This window comes from Paenibacillus algorifonticola (assembly GCF_050481745.1).
Lineage (GTDB): Bacteria > Bacillota > Bacilli > Paenibacillales > Paenibacillaceae > Pristimantibacillus > Pristimantibacillus algorifonticola_A.
In genome coordinates this window covers 835,400-852,172 of sequence record NZ_JBCNGR010000008.1, presented here as the reverse complement: position 1 = coordinate 852,172, position 16,773 = coordinate 835,400, and the positions used below count along the sequence as shown (strand labels likewise).

General features: G+C 48.0%; 16 protein-coding genes and 1 riboswitch. Of the genes, 12 read left to right on the top strand and 4 right to left on the bottom strand.

Annotated features, from left to right (window positions below; genetic code table 11):
* Positions 1-141 precede the first annotated feature (141 nt).
* From ABEW34_RS11310 to ABEW34_RS11290, 5 genes are all read left to right on the top strand, one after another.
* Positions 142-1,746 (top strand): extracellular solute-binding protein, encoded by a 1,605-nt coding sequence (locus ABEW34_RS11310; RefSeq protein WP_430158603.1) that lies wholly within the window; start codon positions 142-144, stop codon positions 1,744-1,746.
* A gap of 131 nt (positions 1,747-1,877) precedes the next feature.
* Positions 1,878-2,738 (top strand): ABC transporter permease, encoded by an 861-nt coding sequence (locus ABEW34_RS11305; protein ID WP_430158600.1) that lies wholly within the window; start codon positions 1,878-1,880, stop codon positions 2,736-2,738.
* 56 nt (positions 2,739-2,794) lie between these two features.
* Positions 2,795-3,670: a carbohydrate ABC transporter permease gene (locus ABEW34_RS11300; RefSeq protein ID WP_430158319.1), complete on the top strand. Its 876-nt coding sequence runs from the start codon at positions 2,795-2,797 to the stop codon at positions 3,668-3,670.
* A gap of 26 nt (positions 3,671-3,696) precedes the next feature.
* Entirely contained in the window at positions 3,697-4,647 is a 951-nt protein-coding gene (locus ABEW34_RS11295) for a sugar phosphate isomerase/epimerase family protein (protein WP_430158316.1), read from the top strand.
* 106 nt (positions 4,648-4,753) lie between these two features.
* Complete coding sequence (locus ABEW34_RS11290; protein WP_430158313.1) at positions 4,754-6,511, top strand: hypothetical protein; 1,758 nt, start codon at positions 4,754-4,756, stop codon at positions 6,509-6,511.
* Positions 6,512-6,836: 325 nt separating this feature from the next.
* On the opposite strand, the gene ABEW34_RS11285 is transcribed toward ABEW34_RS11290, so the two are convergent.
* Positions 6,837-7,445: a YdcF family protein gene (locus ABEW34_RS11285; protein ID WP_430158310.1), complete on the bottom strand. Its 609-nt coding sequence runs from the start codon at positions 7,443-7,445 to the stop codon at positions 6,837-6,839.
* A gap of 42 nt (positions 7,446-7,487) precedes the next feature.
* The gene (locus ABEW34_RS11280; protein WP_430158597.1) at positions 7,488-8,816 is read right to left on the bottom strand and encodes a TrkH family potassium uptake protein; all 1,329 of its coding nucleotides are present in this window, start codon (positions 8,814-8,816) and stop codon (positions 7,488-7,490) included.
* A 291-nt stretch (positions 8,817-9,107) separates the two neighbouring features.
* Between ABEW34_RS11280 and ABEW34_RS11275 the strand changes: the two genes are divergently transcribed.
* The 7 genes from ABEW34_RS11275 to ABEW34_RS11245 all read left to right on the top strand — a co-directional run bounded on the left by ABEW34_RS11275 (position 9,108) and on the right by ABEW34_RS11245 (position 15,275).
* The gene (locus tag ABEW34_RS11275; protein ID WP_430158307.1) at positions 9,108-10,343 is read left to right on the top strand and encodes a DUF445 domain-containing protein; all 1,236 of its coding nucleotides are present in this window, start codon (positions 9,108-9,110) and stop codon (positions 10,341-10,343) included.
* Between the two features lie 87 nt (positions 10,344-10,430).
* Positions 10,431-10,635, top strand: a riboswitch (cobalamin riboswitch).
* Between the two features lie 167 nt (positions 10,636-10,802).
* Positions 10,803-11,576, top strand: a complete 774-nt coding sequence (locus tag ABEW34_RS11270; protein ID WP_430158305.1) for an energy-coupling factor ABC transporter permease — start codon at positions 10,803-10,805, stop codon at positions 11,574-11,576.
* On the top strand, positions 11,576-11,860 hold the full coding sequence (locus ABEW34_RS11265; protein WP_056043411.1) for an energy-coupling factor ABC transporter substrate-binding protein: 285 nt from the start codon (positions 11,576-11,578) through the stop codon (positions 11,858-11,860). The genes ABEW34_RS11270 and ABEW34_RS11265 overlap by 1 nt, the downstream gene beginning before the upstream one ends.
* Positions 11,857-12,678 (top strand): cobalt ECF transporter T component CbiQ, encoded by an 822-nt coding sequence (gene cbiQ, locus ABEW34_RS11260; RefSeq protein ID WP_430158303.1) that lies wholly within the window; start codon positions 11,857-11,859, stop codon positions 12,676-12,678. Before ABEW34_RS11265 ends, cbiQ begins: the two co-directional genes overlap by 4 nt.
* 4 nt (positions 12,679-12,682) lie before the next feature.
* Complete coding sequence (locus tag ABEW34_RS11255; protein ID WP_430158301.1) at positions 12,683-13,534, top strand: energy-coupling factor ABC transporter ATP-binding protein; 852 nt, start codon at positions 12,683-12,685, stop codon at positions 13,532-13,534.
* Between the two features lie 376 nt (positions 13,535-13,910).
* Positions 13,911-14,399, top strand: a complete 489-nt coding sequence (locus ABEW34_RS11250) for a GNAT family N-acetyltransferase (RefSeq protein WP_430158299.1) — start codon at positions 13,911-13,913, stop codon at positions 14,397-14,399.
* A gap of 534 nt (positions 14,400-14,933) precedes the next feature.
* Complete coding sequence (locus tag ABEW34_RS11245; RefSeq protein WP_430158594.1) at positions 14,934-15,275, top strand: hypothetical protein; 342 nt, start codon at positions 14,934-14,936, stop codon at positions 15,273-15,275.
* Positions 15,276-15,684: 409 nt separating this feature from the next.
* Here the strand turns inward: ABEW34_RS11245 and ABEW34_RS11240 are convergent, their stop codons facing one another.
* Together ABEW34_RS11240 and ABEW34_RS11235 are read right to left on the bottom strand one after the other, a co-directional pair.
* On the bottom strand, positions 15,685-15,822 hold the full coding sequence (locus ABEW34_RS11240; protein WP_430158296.1) for a hypothetical protein: 138 nt from the start codon (positions 15,820-15,822) through the stop codon (positions 15,685-15,687).
* Positions 15,823-15,949: 127 nt separating this feature from the next.
* Entirely contained in the window at positions 15,950-16,681 is a 732-nt protein-coding gene (locus ABEW34_RS11235; RefSeq protein ID WP_099519319.1) for a response regulator transcription factor, read from the bottom strand.
* Positions 16,682-16,773: the final 92 nt, after the last annotated feature.

Here is a 16,773-nt window from a genome sequence, read left to right as displayed (position 1 = left end):
GCCGTGTCATACTGAGGCCACTTCCTAAACACGGTTTGGAAACGACGATTGAAAGCGCGTTCAAATGTGCTTCATTCTCTCGGTTAAAAATCGAGTGCAGGTAGCAAAATAAAGGAAAAGAAAGAGGGGTTGAATCAAATGATGAGAGTTGTGAAGGGGAAAAAGAAAGCCAGCGTTTTGCTAGCACTTACGCTTGCAGGTACGATGATTCTTGGTGCATGCGGTAGCAACAATGAAACGGGTAACAAAACAGCGGGGGGCGAAGCGACCTCCGGCAAGAAAGTTACACTAAAGGTGGAAGTATTCGATCGGGGCAATACTCCTTCTGGTTTGACTATTACAAATAACTATTTAACGAATTACGTGCAGGACAACTTCGGCACGCCAAATAACATTGATGTTCAATTTGTTCCGATTCCACGTTCGGAGGAAATTCAGAAGCTTAACGTTCTAATGGCGAGCGGAAGCGATGTTCCGGATATCGTATTCACATATGATTCGGGTACTTTTTACCGTTACGCTCAGCAAGGCGGTTTGACAGACCTTGGCGAACTGCTCGATCAGCACGGTCCAAACCTCAAAAAATTCCTTGGTGACGAAACATTGGCTTACGGAAATTATAAAGGTCAGCAATTTGCATTGCCAGCGAAACGCTCACATTTGGGGAAATATTCATCTTTTGTTCGTCAAGACTGGCTCGACAAGCTAGGCCTGCCTGTACCGCAAACGACAGATGAGCTTTACACGACTTTGAAAGCGTTTAAAGAAAAAGATCCGGGTCAGACGGGTGGCAAAGTCATTCCGCTCGGAATGGCGCTGGCATCTGCACAATATGAACCGCTCCTGTGGTCCTTCATTCAACCTGTCACTGAAGAACAGCGTTACACACAAATCCAGCAGCTCGGTTCTAATGACTTTCCGATCCTGCTTCCTGGCTTCAAAGACGGCTTGAAATTCATGAACAAGCTCTATAACGAAGGACTAATGAGCAAAGACTTTAGCCTTGATGAAGATAAGAAGAAGTTGAACGAGGATGCGTCTAAGGGCTTGGTTGGATTCTTCAGCGAAGATGATATGAACCCATTCTACCCAGATGGCTTGTACTCGACGCTGCAAACGAACGTTCCAGACGCGAAGCTGTCCTCCGTTGATGTGTATACCAATTCTGAGGGCAAGCATCCGAAGCCGGAATATGCGCCAGTTGGGATGTATCTCATGATTCCGAAAAGCAGCAAAAACGCGGTAGAAGCAATCAAGTACTTGGATTGGATGGCTTCGGGAGATAATCTGCTTACCATTCAAAACGGCGTAGCAGGCGAAAACTACACGCTCAAGGATGGTATCCCGGTATTAAATGAAGGGGCTGCTACAGATGTGAAAAACCGCGTATACAATGGCGGTGACATGGCCATTATCTCCAACGGAAAGCAGCTGGGAGATTCAGAGCGCAACGTTGAAGCCTATGTTCAAGGCATGCCTGAGAAATTCCAGGAAGAAACTCGCAAAGCACTGACGATTTCTAGATCCGATACAATTAAGCCTGTCTTGTTCGACCATCCGATTGAAGCCCAAGCCAAATATGGTGCGGCGCTGCGTGACAAGTTCAATGAAATTGTCGTAAAAACAACGATGGTGAAGCCGGAGCAATTCGAAAGCACATTTGAATCGATTATGAAAGATTATATGGCAGCCGGCGGTCAAGCGATTTTGGATGAACGCACGAAAGCTTATGAGGCTATGAAATAAATAGAACGCCTGCATTAAGCAGCTCGGGGACGATGAATGCTAAATTCCCGTCTCCGAGTTTAATCGTAAGCAGATAGGAGTGGGTTATATTGAACACGCGCGTGTATTTACGCAGATACTGGCAATTATATATGCTGCTTATTTTACCGGTTGCTTATTTCTTAGTTTTTAAATACGGACCGATGTATGGCATCATTATTGCATTTAAGGATTTCAACTTTTTCCAAGGCATTAATGGTTCTGAATGGATAGGGTTTGATGCGTTCAAGGAAGTATTCGCAATGGCGGACTTTTACAAGACGCTGCGCAATACGCTTATGCTTAATTTCTTGGACCTGCTTGTCTCATTCCCAGCTCCATTGTTTCTCGCAATTATGCTGTATGAGCTCAAAACGGTTTGGTTCAAAAAGATTTCACAAACGATTTTGTACATTCCGCATTTCATTTCGTGGGTTATTATCGGCGGGATCGTCTACCAAGTGTTTGGTACTCAATCCGGTATGGTTAACAATTTCATAACTTCGCTAGGCTTTGAAGCGATTCCTTTTCTAACGGACAAAAACGATTGGCTGATTACTTATTTGATCGTTGGGGTTTGGCAAAGCGCGGGTTGGGGGACGATCATTTATTTGGCGGCTCTGACAGGTATCAACAGGGAGATGTTCGAGGCAGCTGACGTCGATGGAGCGGGCAGATTGAGAAAAATTTGGAGCATTACGCTGCCATCCTTAAAGCCGACGATCGTTACCCTCCTCATTATTAACGTGGGCAATATGATCGCCATCGGATTTGAACGTCCTTATATTATTGGTAATACCGCTGTACGGGATTATTCGGACGTGCTCAGCACCTTCGTTTACCGTATCGGCATTGAATCTGGACAATATACGCTTGCTACGGTCGTCGGCTTGTTCCAGGCAGTTGTCGGACTTGTGTTTGTTTTAGGCGCCAACTACTTATCCAAAAAACTGGCAGACCAAAGCATTATTTAAAATACAAGAGCTTATAAACTTTTATTTTGATTCAGATTGGAAAGGAGCGATATGACATGAAAGATCAACAAGCCAGCCGATCCTTTGATATTGTCAATACGATCGCTATTTTATTATTCGTGCTGCTATGCTTGGCTCCGTTTCTTCATATAATCGCCATCTCGTTAAGCTCGACGCGTTCCATCATGTCAGGTGAGGTCAGCCTTCTTCCTGTCGAAATGAACTGGGATGCCTACAGCAAGGTGTTTTCAGATCAATCGATGATTCGTTCACTCGGTTTTACCGTTATACTGACGGTATTATTTACAATCATGTGCATGGTAATGACGATTGCGGCGGCCTATCCGCTTGCCAAAACGAAATTAAAGGGCCGCAAGCTGGTCATGTTCATTATTATCATTACGATGTTTTTCAGCGGCGGGCTTATTCCAGAGTATATGCTCGTTCGCAATTTAGGCTTGCTTGACTCAATGTGGGCGCTGATGCTTCCAGGTCTTATTAGTCCGTTTTATATGATAATTTTGATTACGTTTTTTCAAAATATTCCCGATTCGCTGGAGGAGTCAGCGGAAATTGACGGAAGCTCATATCTGCGTACTTTAGTTAGCATTATCGTGCCTCTTTCGCTGCCTGTTATTGCTACACTAAGCTTATTTTATGCAGTAGGGCGCTGGAACGGTTTTACGGATACGCTTATGTATATTACGAGCCCGGAGATGTATCCGCTGCAATTAAAGCTCTATCAGCTGGTTCAAAACAACATGGTCAGCGAGCTGCTCGTCATGGAGGGCGCAACCGGACAAGCGAAGCTGCAGCCGGAAAGCTTGAAGGCGGCGAGCGTTATTTTCGCAACTGTGCCAATTATGATCGTTTATCCGTGGCTGCAGCGCTACTTCGTTAGCGGCGTTATGCTTGGGGCGGTCAAAGGTTAACCGAATCTATATTTCAGGAGGAGCTTATGGGAAAGGATAAGGGACAATATTCGTTCTCGACATGCTGGAATATTAAACGTCATGATGTCGGCAGCAGCATGATCGATGAAATTCGGGAACTCGGCTTTCGCTACGTGGAGCTGAATTATAACGTCACACAAGAGCTGCTGTCGACGATCGAGCCTATGATTGAACGGGGAGAAATCGGAGTATCGAGTGTCCACAATACGTTTCCGCATGATGCGGACCCCGATTATGGTACCGATTCTGTATTGCTCGGCTTTGAGGATGAGGACAAACGGAAGCGCGCTATCGAGCTGCTGATCCGTTCGGCGGAATATGCGAATCGCTATGGGGCGAAGGCGGTTGTTGTGCATCCGGGAGAGGTGCCGTTTGACTACAACATCGATAACGAGCTCAAAAAAATTTACAATGACCAAGGACCAGAATCCACGGCTTACTTAAAGCTGTGGAATGAGATGCTGGAGCGCAGGGAATCGCTGTCGGAGCTTTACCTGCAGCGTATTGGCGATAGTCTGGAAGATATTTGCGATCAGATCGCGGCTAAAGGCTGGGACGTATCGATTGGCATCGAGACGCGTTCTCGCTGTTATCAGATGCCGACGCTGCGCGAGGCGAAATCGGTGTTTGATCGGCTGAAGGGCGCCCCGGTCGGCTTGTGGTATGATTTTGGCCATGGCATGATGATGGAGCGTATGGGCTTGTACGATAATGCGCGGGATATGGAAGCCATTAAGGATAATGTGGTCGGCATTCATATTCACGAGACGGTAGGGTTGTCGGATCACTGGTGTCCGTATGTACACAGTGGCGATATGAACTATTTCGACCGATTCCTCCCTATTATCGAGGCAGCCCCTGTGAAGGTATATGAGTTAAAAGCAGCATGTACACCGGAGGAAATCGAACAGAGCCACGAGCTGCTGCTCGCCAAGTTGTCTGAGCGCAAGGTGTAGGATGATGGATATGAAGTATCTGGCGTCCTATGCCCCAAGGGGCGGAGCTGGCTGTTATTAGGCGTTCACTTAGCGGATCAAAGGAGTAAGAGAAAGGAAGATATATATGTATGAGAAGCTGGTTGCCGTCAACGATGGCTGGGTCACGCAAGGAATCGATAATCAAATAATGGACAGCGGCAGCCGCTTCTATGGCGGTATTGCCGATCCGGAAAATGGGGTCGCTTGGCCGACTCACATGGGAACGCCAACGATAATGGCGATATGGGCATGCTCGCTTGTTGATGTAAGTTCCAACTACTACCATGACGAACAATTGCTAAAGCGTCTGGAGCTGGCGGCAGCCTTTATTGTCCGTGAACAGCATGAGGACGGCACGATATCGCCCGGCTGGACCAATATGCATTCCCCGCCGGATACTGCCTTCGCCGTCGTTGGACTTGCGCAGCTGCTTGAACTGCTGATGAACCACGAATGGGCTGCGCTGGGACAGGCTAGAGCGGACATTAAACAATTTCTAGAGCGTTCCGCGCCAGCACTGCTGACCGGCGGCTGCCATACGCCGAACCATCGGTGGGTACTGACCGCTGCACTTGGCTTTTTGCACCGATTGACTGGACAGGCGGAGCTAATTGCTCGCGCTGATCAATGGCTGGCTGAGGGTATGGATTGCACGGAAGATGGAGAATGGACGGAGCGCAGCAATGGCATCTATAACGGCGTAAGCGACGTGATGCTGTTCCATGCAGCTGAGCTGCTTGACAGGCCCGAGCTTCTCGAACCGGTTCGCCGCAATTTGCGGATGATGGCTTATCTCATCCACCCTGACGGAGAAGTTGTTACGGATTATTCTGGACGCCAGGATTTTGGACAATTATTCGATATGTCCAGCTATGCACTCGTATCGAGCCTTATGGCTCACCGCGACCAGAATCCTCTATTCGCTGCCCTGACAGAGCTCGGAATCGAGGCACTGAACCATCCGGGAGCGATCTCGAACAATGTTTTGCTGGGGTATTTGCTTCATCCGGAACTGAGAGAGCCTGGTGTGGAAAGCGGCAGTCTGCCGGATCATTATCGGGTTGTCATCAACGGGAAATTTAATCGGCAGCATTATTTAAAGCAGATGGCAGCTGCGGGTCATGGCGGAAAAATCTATCACAGCCGTCTGCATCCCGAATTCGGCGCACCGGTTGCCCGGCAGCGGGAAGGTCGGACGAGTGTTACGGTCATGGTAGAGACGAATTCGTTTTTCGCCCTTCGGCATGGAGCGGCGCGGCTGCTTGGTGTGCAGGTCAGCAGCTCGTTCGAGCCGGGCTTTATCAAAATGAACGATATGGAGCAGCTGGAATCGGGCTTCATTCTGACTGGGACGGAATCTAAGGGCTACTATGGACCGATCCCGACGAATCAATTGCCTGAAATAGCGAGCAACGCTGTCAGTCCATGGTATTTGCTGCCGCATCAATTGCGTGAAGTAACACATCTTCAGCAGCACGATGTACGAATTGAGCTCATTGAAACGCCTGAAGGCTGGCAAATTCGCGTTCAATGCGATAAGCCGGATGTGCTTTTGACCCAAATATCCTTCATATTCGGAAAGGAAGGGCAATTGGCTGGCGGCGAACGGGTCCCTGCCGAAACGGGCACGCAATTTTGGAAAGCAGGCACCGTAAAATTTACGGCGGGCGAAGATTGGATTGAAATGGACGGCGGTGCACATGAGCATTGGGCTAAATCCATTCGCGGCGCAGCATTCCCGGTTGATTGCCAGACGCTGGTCGTGAACGTGCTGACGCCTTATGACCGCATGTTTCATATCCGATTGTCGCCTAGTGATGACAATGGGACAACCGGTCAATAATTATGTAGCTGGCTAGGATGACTTGCGCATGGCAGTTAGCGGCTAGTAAGGCATAGGCAATATGCTGCATAGCCTGCCAACAGGTTTAGAAATCAGCAACCTCAGAGCGGTGCTGAGCGCAAGGGGCGTATGCACAATAAGGAGGATGCTCCCCCTGGAGGGGATGATTAGCGGCTTCTGAGTCCGTGAACCTGCTCATTCCCGTTTATTTGCAACCAATAGCTGCTGCTGGGTCCGCCAAATTTCTATTTGCTATTCTGTTGTTACTACAGCTTTCATCAGGCTTTGAGAAACAGGATAAACTCTGAGGGCTGAACGCATTCAGCTAGCTCAGAGCATATATAATGCGGTAGCCTGTATAATAAAACAGCTCGCGGAAGAAAAAGGGCAGTTTCGTGCGCATGCTGCTGTATGCGGAGGTCGTAGTTGGCGAAGAGTATGCCGTCATTTCCAGCTCGCTGGCCATCATGAGTGCACGCTTCATATGAAGCGGATCGCTGACAATTATGAAGGTTCGTAGCTCATATGGCTTCGCAACGACTAGCGAATATTCAAAATTTTCCTCTGTAATAAGAGATTGTTCTTCGATCAAAATATGCTCAGGCTGCACGCCTTTTTCAATCGCATAGCTCCGTGATACTTCCGACTCTGCAAGCTCATTCGAAGACCCACGTCCTCCGGTGAAAATAATATATTTCGCGTAGCCTTGCTCGTACAGCTTTATAGCATGATTCAGGCGTTCCCGCAGCACAGGGGATGGCTGATCGCCCCAGACCGCCGTGCCCAGCACAAGGATCGCATCAGCTGGCCTCGCTTCATCCTTTATGCTGAACGACCAAATTTCATAGGAAAACCAGCAGAGCACCGTTGCCACAACTGCTAAGACGCAAAGCAAAAGCGGTTTTATTTTTTTCGAAACGAGCCTTTTTTTCATAAACTGCCCTTTCCTTATAAAATGATTTTTCCTCGCCGCATGTTATCCGATCATAATTTTGCCTTCCGGGTAGCGGTACAGCTCCTTCTTCTCCTGCACAGGAACGAGTGTGAACGCCAGCGTCAGTGGGCCGAGCCGCCCAGCGAACATCATAATAATAATCAGTACCTTGCCGATCACCGTCAAATGCGGCGTTAAGCCAAGCGACAATCCGGTTGTACCGAAAGCGGACGTTACTTCAAACAGCAGAACGAGGAAATCGACATCCTCGGTTGTAGATAAAATCATCGTAAATAAAATAATCGCCGCAAGCGAGGCAATTGTAATCGTCAGCGCTTTGTACACCCGGTCCTTCGCCAGCCTTCTGCGGAAAAAGACGACATCCTCGCGGCCGCGAATCATCGCTAACACCGCTCCAATGAGAATCGCAAACGTCGTCACCTTAATGCCGCCGCCCGCAGAGCCTGGCGACGCACCGATGAACATGAGCAATATAATGAGAAACTGCGTCGCATGCCGCAGCGAAGCAATATCCAGCGTATTGGCGCCGCCCGAACGTGGCGATATACTCTGGAACAATGAGCTGTACAGCTTGCCGCTTATGCTAAGCGGTTCTAGTGTTTTGGTATTCGTAAACTCAAAAATAAAAATAACGGCTGCACCTGCAACAAACAAAATGGCTGTCGCATACAGCACAACCTTGGAGTGAAAGGACAGCTTGCGCGTTTTTGGGTAATCCCACATTTCCGCCAGAACGATAAAGCCGATCCCGCCGAGAAAAATGAGCGCAATGACGATCACATTAATGATCGGATCATTGACATGATTGACAAAGCTGCTGAACGGGCCGTTCATTGGTCCCATAATATCAAATCCGGCGTTGGTGAACATCGACACGCTATGGAAAATACCGTAGTATAACGCCTTGCTGAAAGGCATTTCCGTTGACCAGCGCAGTGCCAGAACAAGAGCGCCTATGCCTTCTATGGCAAAAGCATAAATGAGCACGCGCCGAATGAAGCGGACGATTCCTTCCAGAGAGGATTGATTCATTGATTCCTGCAGCAGCAGCCGCTCGCGCAGCGATATCCGTTTGCGCAGGGCAAGGGCGAATAGCGTAGACATCGTCATAAAGCCAAGCCCGCCGATCTGCATCAGCAGGAGGATAACGAGCTCCCCGAAGGTGGAATAGTGGATGCCGGTATCGACGACCACAAGTCCCGTTACGCAAACAGCGGATGTGGCAGTGAACAGAGCATCAATAAGCGGCGTCGCCTGATGAGTTGACGAAGCCAGAGGCAGAGAAAGCAATAGGGTACCTGCCGCAATAATCGCAAGAAAGCCGAGCGTAAGAATTTGCGGCGGAGTCATTTTTAGAAAAATGGTTCTTAGTCTGAGCACACAAGTAATCTCCTTTATATGTAACGAAACAATGGTGTAGTTGAAAAAACGAGCGGTTGTCATCATTAACTGACAACGCCGTTTGCGCTCGAATTATAAGACTAATAAGTTTTATTCTTATTAATGCTTATATTTCTACGCGAAACGAGCGGTTGTCGTCATTAACTGACAACGCCGTTTGCGCTCGCCACCTCATTATCTGGTATAATAGGCCAATATGCAACAGGTGGCGCTGGGGTGCCGCGATTAGGGAGGACAACGATGAAATCTAGATATATAGCAGGAATTTCGCTTGCCGTTATGGGGGCAGGCTTTATTACAACGAGATGGTGGCTGCCAGACAACGCATGGACGCATTTGCTGGAAAGCGGCTTTGAAGCAGGTCTGGTCGGCGGGATTGCCGACTGGTTTGCGGTGACGGCGCTGTTCCGCCATCCAATGGGCATTCCCATTCCTCATACGTCCTTGCTGCTCAAAAACCGGGCGAAAATCGAGGGCTCGCTCATCAGCGCTATGGAAAATGAACTGCTGAATAAAGACAGCATTACCCGCAAGCTGTCTAGCTTTCAGCTGTTCGCAGGTGCTGCATCGGCAGCGACCAAGCTGATTGGCAAGCGCAAGTTCAGGCTGGCAGCCGTTGATTTTGCCCAATCGGCAGTGGAGCGATTGCCTTTGGAGCGTATTAGCAGCGTGCTGTATGGCTTTTTGGCGGATTATGTGAAGAAGCAGGATTTTACGCCAATCGTTCGCAAGCTGGCGGATCGTTTCGTCCACGAGCGCTGGGATGAACGGGCGCTGGATTATGGGCTTGAGCATATAGGCCACTGGATTCGCAAGCGCGAAACCGAGGAAATGCTCGGCAAGCTCGCCTTCAAGAAGCTGGAGGAGCTTAAGGTTGGCGGCTTCATGGGGTTTGCGCTGCAAGCTTTCGTCGGCTTTATGAACGAGGAGAAGCTCGGCGGCTTGATTCAGAACATGCTGCTCTCTACGATGCAGGAGCTTTCTTATCCTGGAAGCCCGCATCGGCAGAAGCTGCTGCTTGAGGTAAGAGCCCAGGCGGAGAAGCTTGCCGATAACGAAGAGCTGATGCTCAAGCTGAAGCAGCTTATTGAACAGGGCGTTGACAGCGTTGAAACGGAGCGCTTCATCCATCTGCGTCTGGAGGAGCTGCGGCAGCTTGTGCTGGATAAGCTGGAGGAGCAGCAGCGCAGCGGTGGGCGCGCGATTGTGCAAGGATATCGTTTTGCAACGGATTATTTGAACAGCAAGCAAGAAATGCTTGCCAATTGGGAAGCTGGCATTCGGGGCTATCTTGTTCGACTTATTGAGAACAATCACTATCGCATCGGTACGCTTGTTCGGGATAATCTCGAGCGGATGGATGACAAGGCGCTCGTCTCGATGCTGGAGGATAAGGTCGGCAACGATTTGCAGTGGATTCGCGTCAACGGCGCATTATGCGGTTTTGTCGTAGGTGTTATTTTGTCATTCTTCTAACAGTAAGATCGGCCATTTACATTTATAGGGGACAGCCTGAATCTTTTGTGATAAGATCAAACTACAAAATGACAGTGAATAGTAAAAAGGATTGAAATGGAACGAGGTGCCTTTGCGCACGTCAAAGGGTAACAGGGAATCGGGTGCAAATCCCGAGCGGTCCCGCCACTGTAATCAGGGAGTTTTCCTTCACCTGCAGGAGTCACTCGGCCTATGCTTTAGGGCAGCCGGGGAAGACGAGGGGAAATGATGATCTGCTAGCCAGGAGACCTACCTCGTTCCTGCACCACAGTGCCTTCGCGGAAAGGATAGGTGTACGAACGAAAGCGATTGCTACCAGTCTGTTTGCTGGCGCAACCGTCTATTTCTGCGTACACATGGCCGTTTTCCCAGCGAAGGGAAAGCGGTCATTTTTTGTTGTCTTCAGGCATGAACACATTGGGGAGGGGATTGAAACGAATGGTCAAGTTAAAAAGAAAGACAGCAGTTAGCACCGCTTTGCTGGTTATTGGCTTCACGCTTTTTTTACTGGTGAATGAGCCGCAATCCGCTTATGCGATGCACATTATGGAAGGATTTTTGCCTGTAGGCTGGGCGATTTTTTGGTGGGTGGCCTTTATTCCTTTTTTCATTCTTGGTGTACGCGCTATTCGAAAAATTACCAAGGAAGCGCCAGAGCTTAAGCTGATGCTGGGCTTGGCAGCTGCCTTCACCTTCGTGCTGTCCGCGCTTAAGATTCCTTCCGTTACAGGAAGCAGCTCGCATCCGACGGGAACGGGACTTGGAACGGTTATGTTTGGGCCGCTGCCCATGAGCGTATTAGGTTCTATGGTATTGCTGTTTCAAGCGGTGCTGCTGGCGCATGGCGGGCTGACGACGCTTGGGGCGAATGCTTTTTCAATGGCGGTTGCAGGTCCGGCTGCGGGCTATGCCGTCTATCGGCTGCTGATGCGTTCAGGCAGCAAGCAAGGCCTGGCGATTTTTTCCGCTGCTGCTGTTGCCGATCTGGCTACTTACATCGTCACATCCGTTCAACTGGCCGTTGCCTTTCCAGCTGTCGAAGGAGGCATTATCGCGTCCTTTATGAAATTTGGCGGTATTTTTGCGATTACCCAAATTCCGCTCGCTGTTAGTGAAGGCTTGCTGACGGTACTGATTTGGAACTGGCTGCAATCTTTTAATACGGACGAGCTGTCTATTTTGAAGCGGAGAATGAAAGGGGAGCGCGTATAATGAGCCGCAGTGCCAAAAATATTTGGATTTTAGCCATTGTTGTTTTGCTTGCCGTTGCGCCTTTAATATTCATTAACGCCGAGTTTGGCGGCGCGGATGGCGCGGCGGAGGAGATGATCCAGACGATTGCGCCCCATTATGAGCCTTGGGCGTCTCCGCTAACCGAGGTGCCGGGAGAAACGGAAAGCATGCTGTTCGCGCTGCAAGCTGCGATTGGCGCCGGCGTAATTGGCTATGTGATTGGCCTTTTTAAAGGGAAGTCGGGGAAATCAAAGCAGCAATGATGAAATGGATTGATACGATTTCTTATTCCAATAAGCTGCGGGATTTACCCGCCATTTGGAAATGCGGGCTTGCAGCCCTTCTGCTGCTGCTTGCCTATCTCGCTCATCCGCTTGTGCAGCTGGCCATTTTCGGATGGCTAATGCTGTGGACGGTTGGCTACGCGAAAGTGCCTGCCAGGCTTTATATGGCGCTGCTTTTCTCCTCTTGCTTGCTGTTCATTCTCAGCCTGCCAGCGCTGCTTATTGAATACACTAGCAGCAGTAATAGCGGCAGCGGAGCAGACAGCCTGGCGACTGAGAAAGCAGGCTGGGTGCTTGCTTCATGGGAGTCGATCAGCTTGTATGTGCCGGAGGCATCCTTAGGGCTGGCCGGACATATTTTTACGCGTATTCTTGCTTGCCTGGCTTGCATGTTTTTCATCACCTTGACTACCCCGTTTCCCGAGCTGCTGCAGGTGCTGAAGCGGTTGAAAATGCCGCAAATTGTACTGGAGCTCATGATCATTATGTATCGCTTCATCTTTTTGCTGCTGGATACGGCGGAGGCTATGCTAATCGCGCAGCGTGCACGCGGCGGTCAACACGGTTTTAAAGGCAAATTGCGAGATACGGCAGCTATTGCTGTGCGGCTCTTCGTCAAGACGATGCATCGGTATAAGGGGCTTTCGAATGGGCTGATAGCAAGAGGTTTTACGAATGAGCTTCGCCTTGCGCCTGCTGTAAAGCGAACGGTTCGCCTCCGTCATTGGGCGGAAGCGGGGCTTGGCTTAACGATATTACTGGCAGCAGAGCTATGGCTTCGGTATGGAGGGGAATAAGCTGGTGGACAATGATCAGGCATCAACCATTATGGAAATGAACAGTGTAAGCTATGCATATCCCGGAACGGATAGGGCCGCTTTAAACGAGCTAGAGCTGCGCATTCCTGCAAGCAAGAAGGTGGCACTGTGCGGGCATAATGGCTCGGGCAAGTCGACGCTCTTCTTGCAGCTTATTGGCATTAATCGTCCGCAATCCGGTTTTGTCAGCTGGCGCGGAGAGCCGCTTTCTTACAAGTCCAGAGAGCTTGCCGGCTTGAGACGGCGCGTTGGACTTGTTTTTCAGGACCCCGAGCATCAGCTCATTCTAAATACAGCTTATGAGGATATTTCCTATGGACTGCGCAATGCGGGAATTCATGAAGAGGATATTGACAGACGTACGGTGCGAATCGTTCAGCAGCTAAACTTGCAGGAGCTTGCGCATAAACCGCTGCATCATCTCAGCTTGGGGCAAAAGAAGCGCGTCGCTCTTGCTGGCGTTTTGGCGCTTGAGCCAGAGCTGGTTCTGCTTGATGAGCCGGCTGCTTATCTCGATCCGATATCGGAGCAGCTTCTGATGGCTGAGCTGGACCGCATTCATGCCAGCGGCATAACGCCGGTCATGGCGACGCATGACATGAATATGGCTTATGCGTGGGCAGACTGGATTTTCATCATGAATGAGGGCCGCTGTATATTGGAGGGGACGCCGGAGACGGTATTTCGCGAAGGCGAGCGTCTCAGGAGCCTTGGACTTACGCTGCCAATGGTGCTGGAAGCCTGGGAGGCACTGCCGTCTGAGCTGCGAGGCGAACAGCAGGCGCCGCGTACGCTCGCGCAATTTAAAGCGGCTGTAAAATCTTTCGTTGTATAAAAAAACGAATTTGCGTATATTTATACATGTTGCTTGAAATAATTTAGGAAAGGATATGATTTGTCCATCCTTTCTCAATATTTCTCGGAATGAAACGAGCTGCGCCGTGAGAGGACAGCGACATGTCAGAAGAAAATAAAGTATTTTCTTAGTGCTTAGATTAAGATAGGGCTCCTTGTTAAGCATTACATGCTACGCGCGTACATTCCTTAAATAGTAATTGGAAATGGAATATAATGTGGAGGACGTAGCCCAAGCGAAGGCGCGGGAGCCTCCTTTTTTTATTGAGCGAATGGGCAGAATAACTCACAAGTTTCATTACAAAAACAAATATAGTATTCTTTTATAAATACACTTGAAGGAGAAGGAACTTAAAATGATCGCGGTTTATACTGATAGATATAAAGAAGAAGTCATTAAACTAATATTGCATGTACAGAATGTTGAATATGGTGTAGGGATTAGTGTCAAAGAACAACCAGATATACTAGATATTCAATCGAATTATATTAAGGAAGGGGGTAACTTTTGGGTAGCGTTAAACGATAACGGCGAGGTTGTAGGCTCTATCGGTTTGCAAAAGAAAACTAACGAGGTTGCTGTACTAAAGAAATTTTTTGTTTACAAAGATTACCGTGGTAAAGAGCTTGGGATAGGAACAGGACTTTACGAAGCTTTGCTTGATTTTGCGCAAAAGCATCGGTTTTCTAAGGTGATTTTGGATACTCCATCCAAAGCCACTAGATCACACAACTTTTACAAAAAAGTTGGATTTAAGGAGATTGCTAAAGAGGATTTGCCAATTCAATATAATTACCCTGATAGGGATTCACTTATTTTTAGATTAGACTTATCTGATAAATAATTTTAACTAACGGGATACTTAGCTTTTACCACTTTTGAGCAACATGCTAAAATACATAGTACCAGTTAACCTCTGAGTCTAATGTGGAGCTTAGAAAGACTTCTATAAAATATTTGTGGTAACTGGTACAGTATTCAGAAGGAATTAGCCCCTAATAGGCGTATATATAATTTGTGCAGTGACCTCTCAGGGAACAACCGCCCAGAATAGGTTTGGAGCCGGAAGGACATCCTCCTGGACTTCTTTAACAGAAATGAGGCGCTCCATGTTTTTGGCACTGCACATTTGATGATTATTCAACCTGTCGAAATGACAGGTTTTTTTGCATAGAAAAACAAAGAACTTAACAGAGAAATCAGGAAATTGTTTCCTTCTGTCGAAAGAACTTAACAGAAGCCCTCTCAAGTTATTGAGGTGGATTCTCGACCTCTCAGTTTATTATGGGTAATGCACCGAATCTAAGACCTGACATGCTACATTGGGCCCATTGCGGTGCTCTTAAGAAAACTTGGTTAATCTGGTGCAAATGTTGGGATTGATATTGGTTCGGATTTCCATGTTGCTGCTTGCATTCCATTTGAAAAGTTCCGCAGTGAAAAGGAATGGAAACGCAGTAAAACAATGAAGTTTAACTCGGATAGCCAAGGAATTACAAAGTTAATCCATGCTCTAGAAGATATTCAAGCACAATTCGGGTATAAACCCCAGGATTTCTTTATATTACTGGAACCAACTGGTGGGCATTACTCATATTTAGTTGTTAGAGTTCTATTAGAGCGAGGCTATTCTATATATCAGGTTGAAAATAAAGCTGTAAAGGATTTTCGTGAACGCCAGCCAGGACTTATAAGCTACAGTACCTTACACTGCTTTTAACAGAACAAAGTTAGCCCATTACCTATAAAATTTGGGGATAAACAGCATCCAATAAGGGTGATGGGCTAATTTAAATTTTTCTAAGCACGACACTACATTAGACTGAAAATTATCAAGACCTATAATCAAGAAAATCAAATAAAATAAAGAGCTCTTTATTTTATTTATCGTAACGAAAAAGGTGGCGACAGCGATCTGATTTCTTGATGCATTCAACTAACTTGATTACACTCTCTGCTATCCCTTCAGCCAACGCTTTTCGTGCAAATCTCAATGTATTAACATAGTGTAAACGAAGTGAGCAGAATATGGCTGCACCCTCACGGTCGTAATATTGTTTAAGACTAACCGATAACACATTGATAATAATGAAATCCTCGTCCAAATTTCCTAAAAACAGATCATGATATCATTGCTTATCTTCATTTTTCCAGTTCCGAAAAGCATTCCAGAAACCTTCGATTGTTCTTTGTACAGCATTATGTTCTTGCTCCCAACCAAGGAGAAGTCCATTTTCCACCATAACACCACCCACTTGAGTATACATTGGACAGCTCCTTTTGCTTTACTTGGAATCGGGGAGGGTCAAAGCCGGGGAGCGGGGCGCCACAACAGACAGGCAAAAGCATGCCATTAGGTGGGGGTGTTTTTGCCTGCCTGCTCCAGCCGCCCGCTTAAATGGTCTCTGCCGCAGGATTCATCAGGCAATAGCCAATGCCCCATACCGTCTGAATCAAGGAGGCAGATTCGGGATGGACGCGGTTCAGCTTCTCTCTGATCCGCTTCACATGAGTATCAATTGTCCGGTAATCGCCGAGCGATTGATAGCCCCAAATTCGCCGCATTAAATCTTCACGGGAAATGGGCTGATTGATGTTGGCTGCCATAAAGCGCAGCAGCTCATATTCGCGGAAAGTCAGCTTCACCTTGCTGTTTCCGGCAATCACTTGCCGCGAATCATAGTCGAAGACGAGTCCGGGCAGCGTGAGATCAGGCGTCTGCTTGCGCTGCAAGGCGCGATAAGCAAACTCCGAGGTGCGGCGAATGATCGCCTTAATACGGTACATCAGCTCGCGCGGGCTGAATGGCTTAACGACATAATCGTCGGAGCCGGCTTGGAAGCCGTCGAGCCGGTCATCCTCTTCGCCACAGGCGGAAAGCATAATGACGGGCGTTGATTTTTTCTTCTTAAGCTCGCGGCAAAATTCAAGCCCATCCATTCCCGGCAAATTACGATCCAGCAAGATCATCGAATAATTGTATTGCATCGCCTTGAACAAGCCGTTGATGCCGTCCGAGGCTTCTTCGACGATCCAGCCTTCTTTTTTCAAAAATAACTTGAGCAGCTTGCGGATATGCTCCTCATCATCAACAATCAAAATGCTATATGGTTGCTGAAATGCCATGGCTCAACACCTCATCTTTATCTTTTAATTCATTATTGATAACAATTATCATTATCATTACATGTAATCCCCATTGTTGTCAACTAGAAAAC

Coding starts and splice junctions, on each gene's coding strand:
- ABEW34_RS11240 (WP_430158296.1), bottom strand. CDS start 15,822: ATGTATACTCAAGTGGGTGGTGTTATGGTGGAAAATGGACTTCTCCTT.
- ABEW34_RS11295 (WP_430158316.1), top strand. CDS start 3,697: ATGGGAAAGGATAAGGGACAATATTCGTTCTCGACATGCTGGAATATT.
- ABEW34_RS11305 (WP_430158600.1), top strand. CDS start 1,878: ATGCTGCTTATTTTACCGGTTGCTTATTTCTTAGTTTTTAAATACGGA.
- ABEW34_RS11280 (WP_430158597.1), bottom strand. CDS start 8,816: ATGACTCCGCCGCAAATTCTTACGCTCGGCTTTCTTGCGATTATTGCG.
- ABEW34_RS11235 (WP_099519319.1), bottom strand. CDS start 16,681: ATGGCATTTCAGCAACCATATAGCATTTTGATTGTTGATGATGAGGAG.
- ABEW34_RS11275 (WP_430158307.1), top strand. CDS start 9,108: ATGAAATCTAGATATATAGCAGGAATTTCGCTTGCCGTTATGGGGGCA.
- ABEW34_RS11265 (WP_056043411.1), top strand. CDS start 11,576: ATGAGCCGCAGTGCCAAAAATATTTGGATTTTAGCCATTGTTGTTTTG.
- ABEW34_RS11250 (WP_430158299.1), top strand. CDS start 13,911: ATGATCGCGGTTTATACTGATAGATATAAAGAAGAAGTCATTAAACTA.
- ABEW34_RS11285 (WP_430158310.1), bottom strand. CDS start 7,445: ATGAAAAAAAGGCTCGTTTCGAAAAAAATAAAACCGCTTTTGCTTTGC.
- ABEW34_RS11290 (WP_430158313.1), top strand. CDS start 4,754: ATGTATGAGAAGCTGGTTGCCGTCAACGATGGCTGGGTCACGCAAGGA.
- cbiQ (WP_430158303.1), top strand. CDS start 11,857: ATGATGAAATGGATTGATACGATTTCTTATTCCAATAAGCTGCGGGAT.
- ABEW34_RS11270 (WP_430158305.1), top strand. CDS start 10,803: ATGGTCAAGTTAAAAAGAAAGACAGCAGTTAGCACCGCTTTGCTGGTT.
- ABEW34_RS11300 (WP_430158319.1), top strand. CDS start 2,795: ATGAAAGATCAACAAGCCAGCCGATCCTTTGATATTGTCAATACGATC.
- ABEW34_RS11310 (WP_430158603.1), top strand. CDS start 142: ATGAGAGTTGTGAAGGGGAAAAAGAAAGCCAGCGTTTTGCTAGCACTT.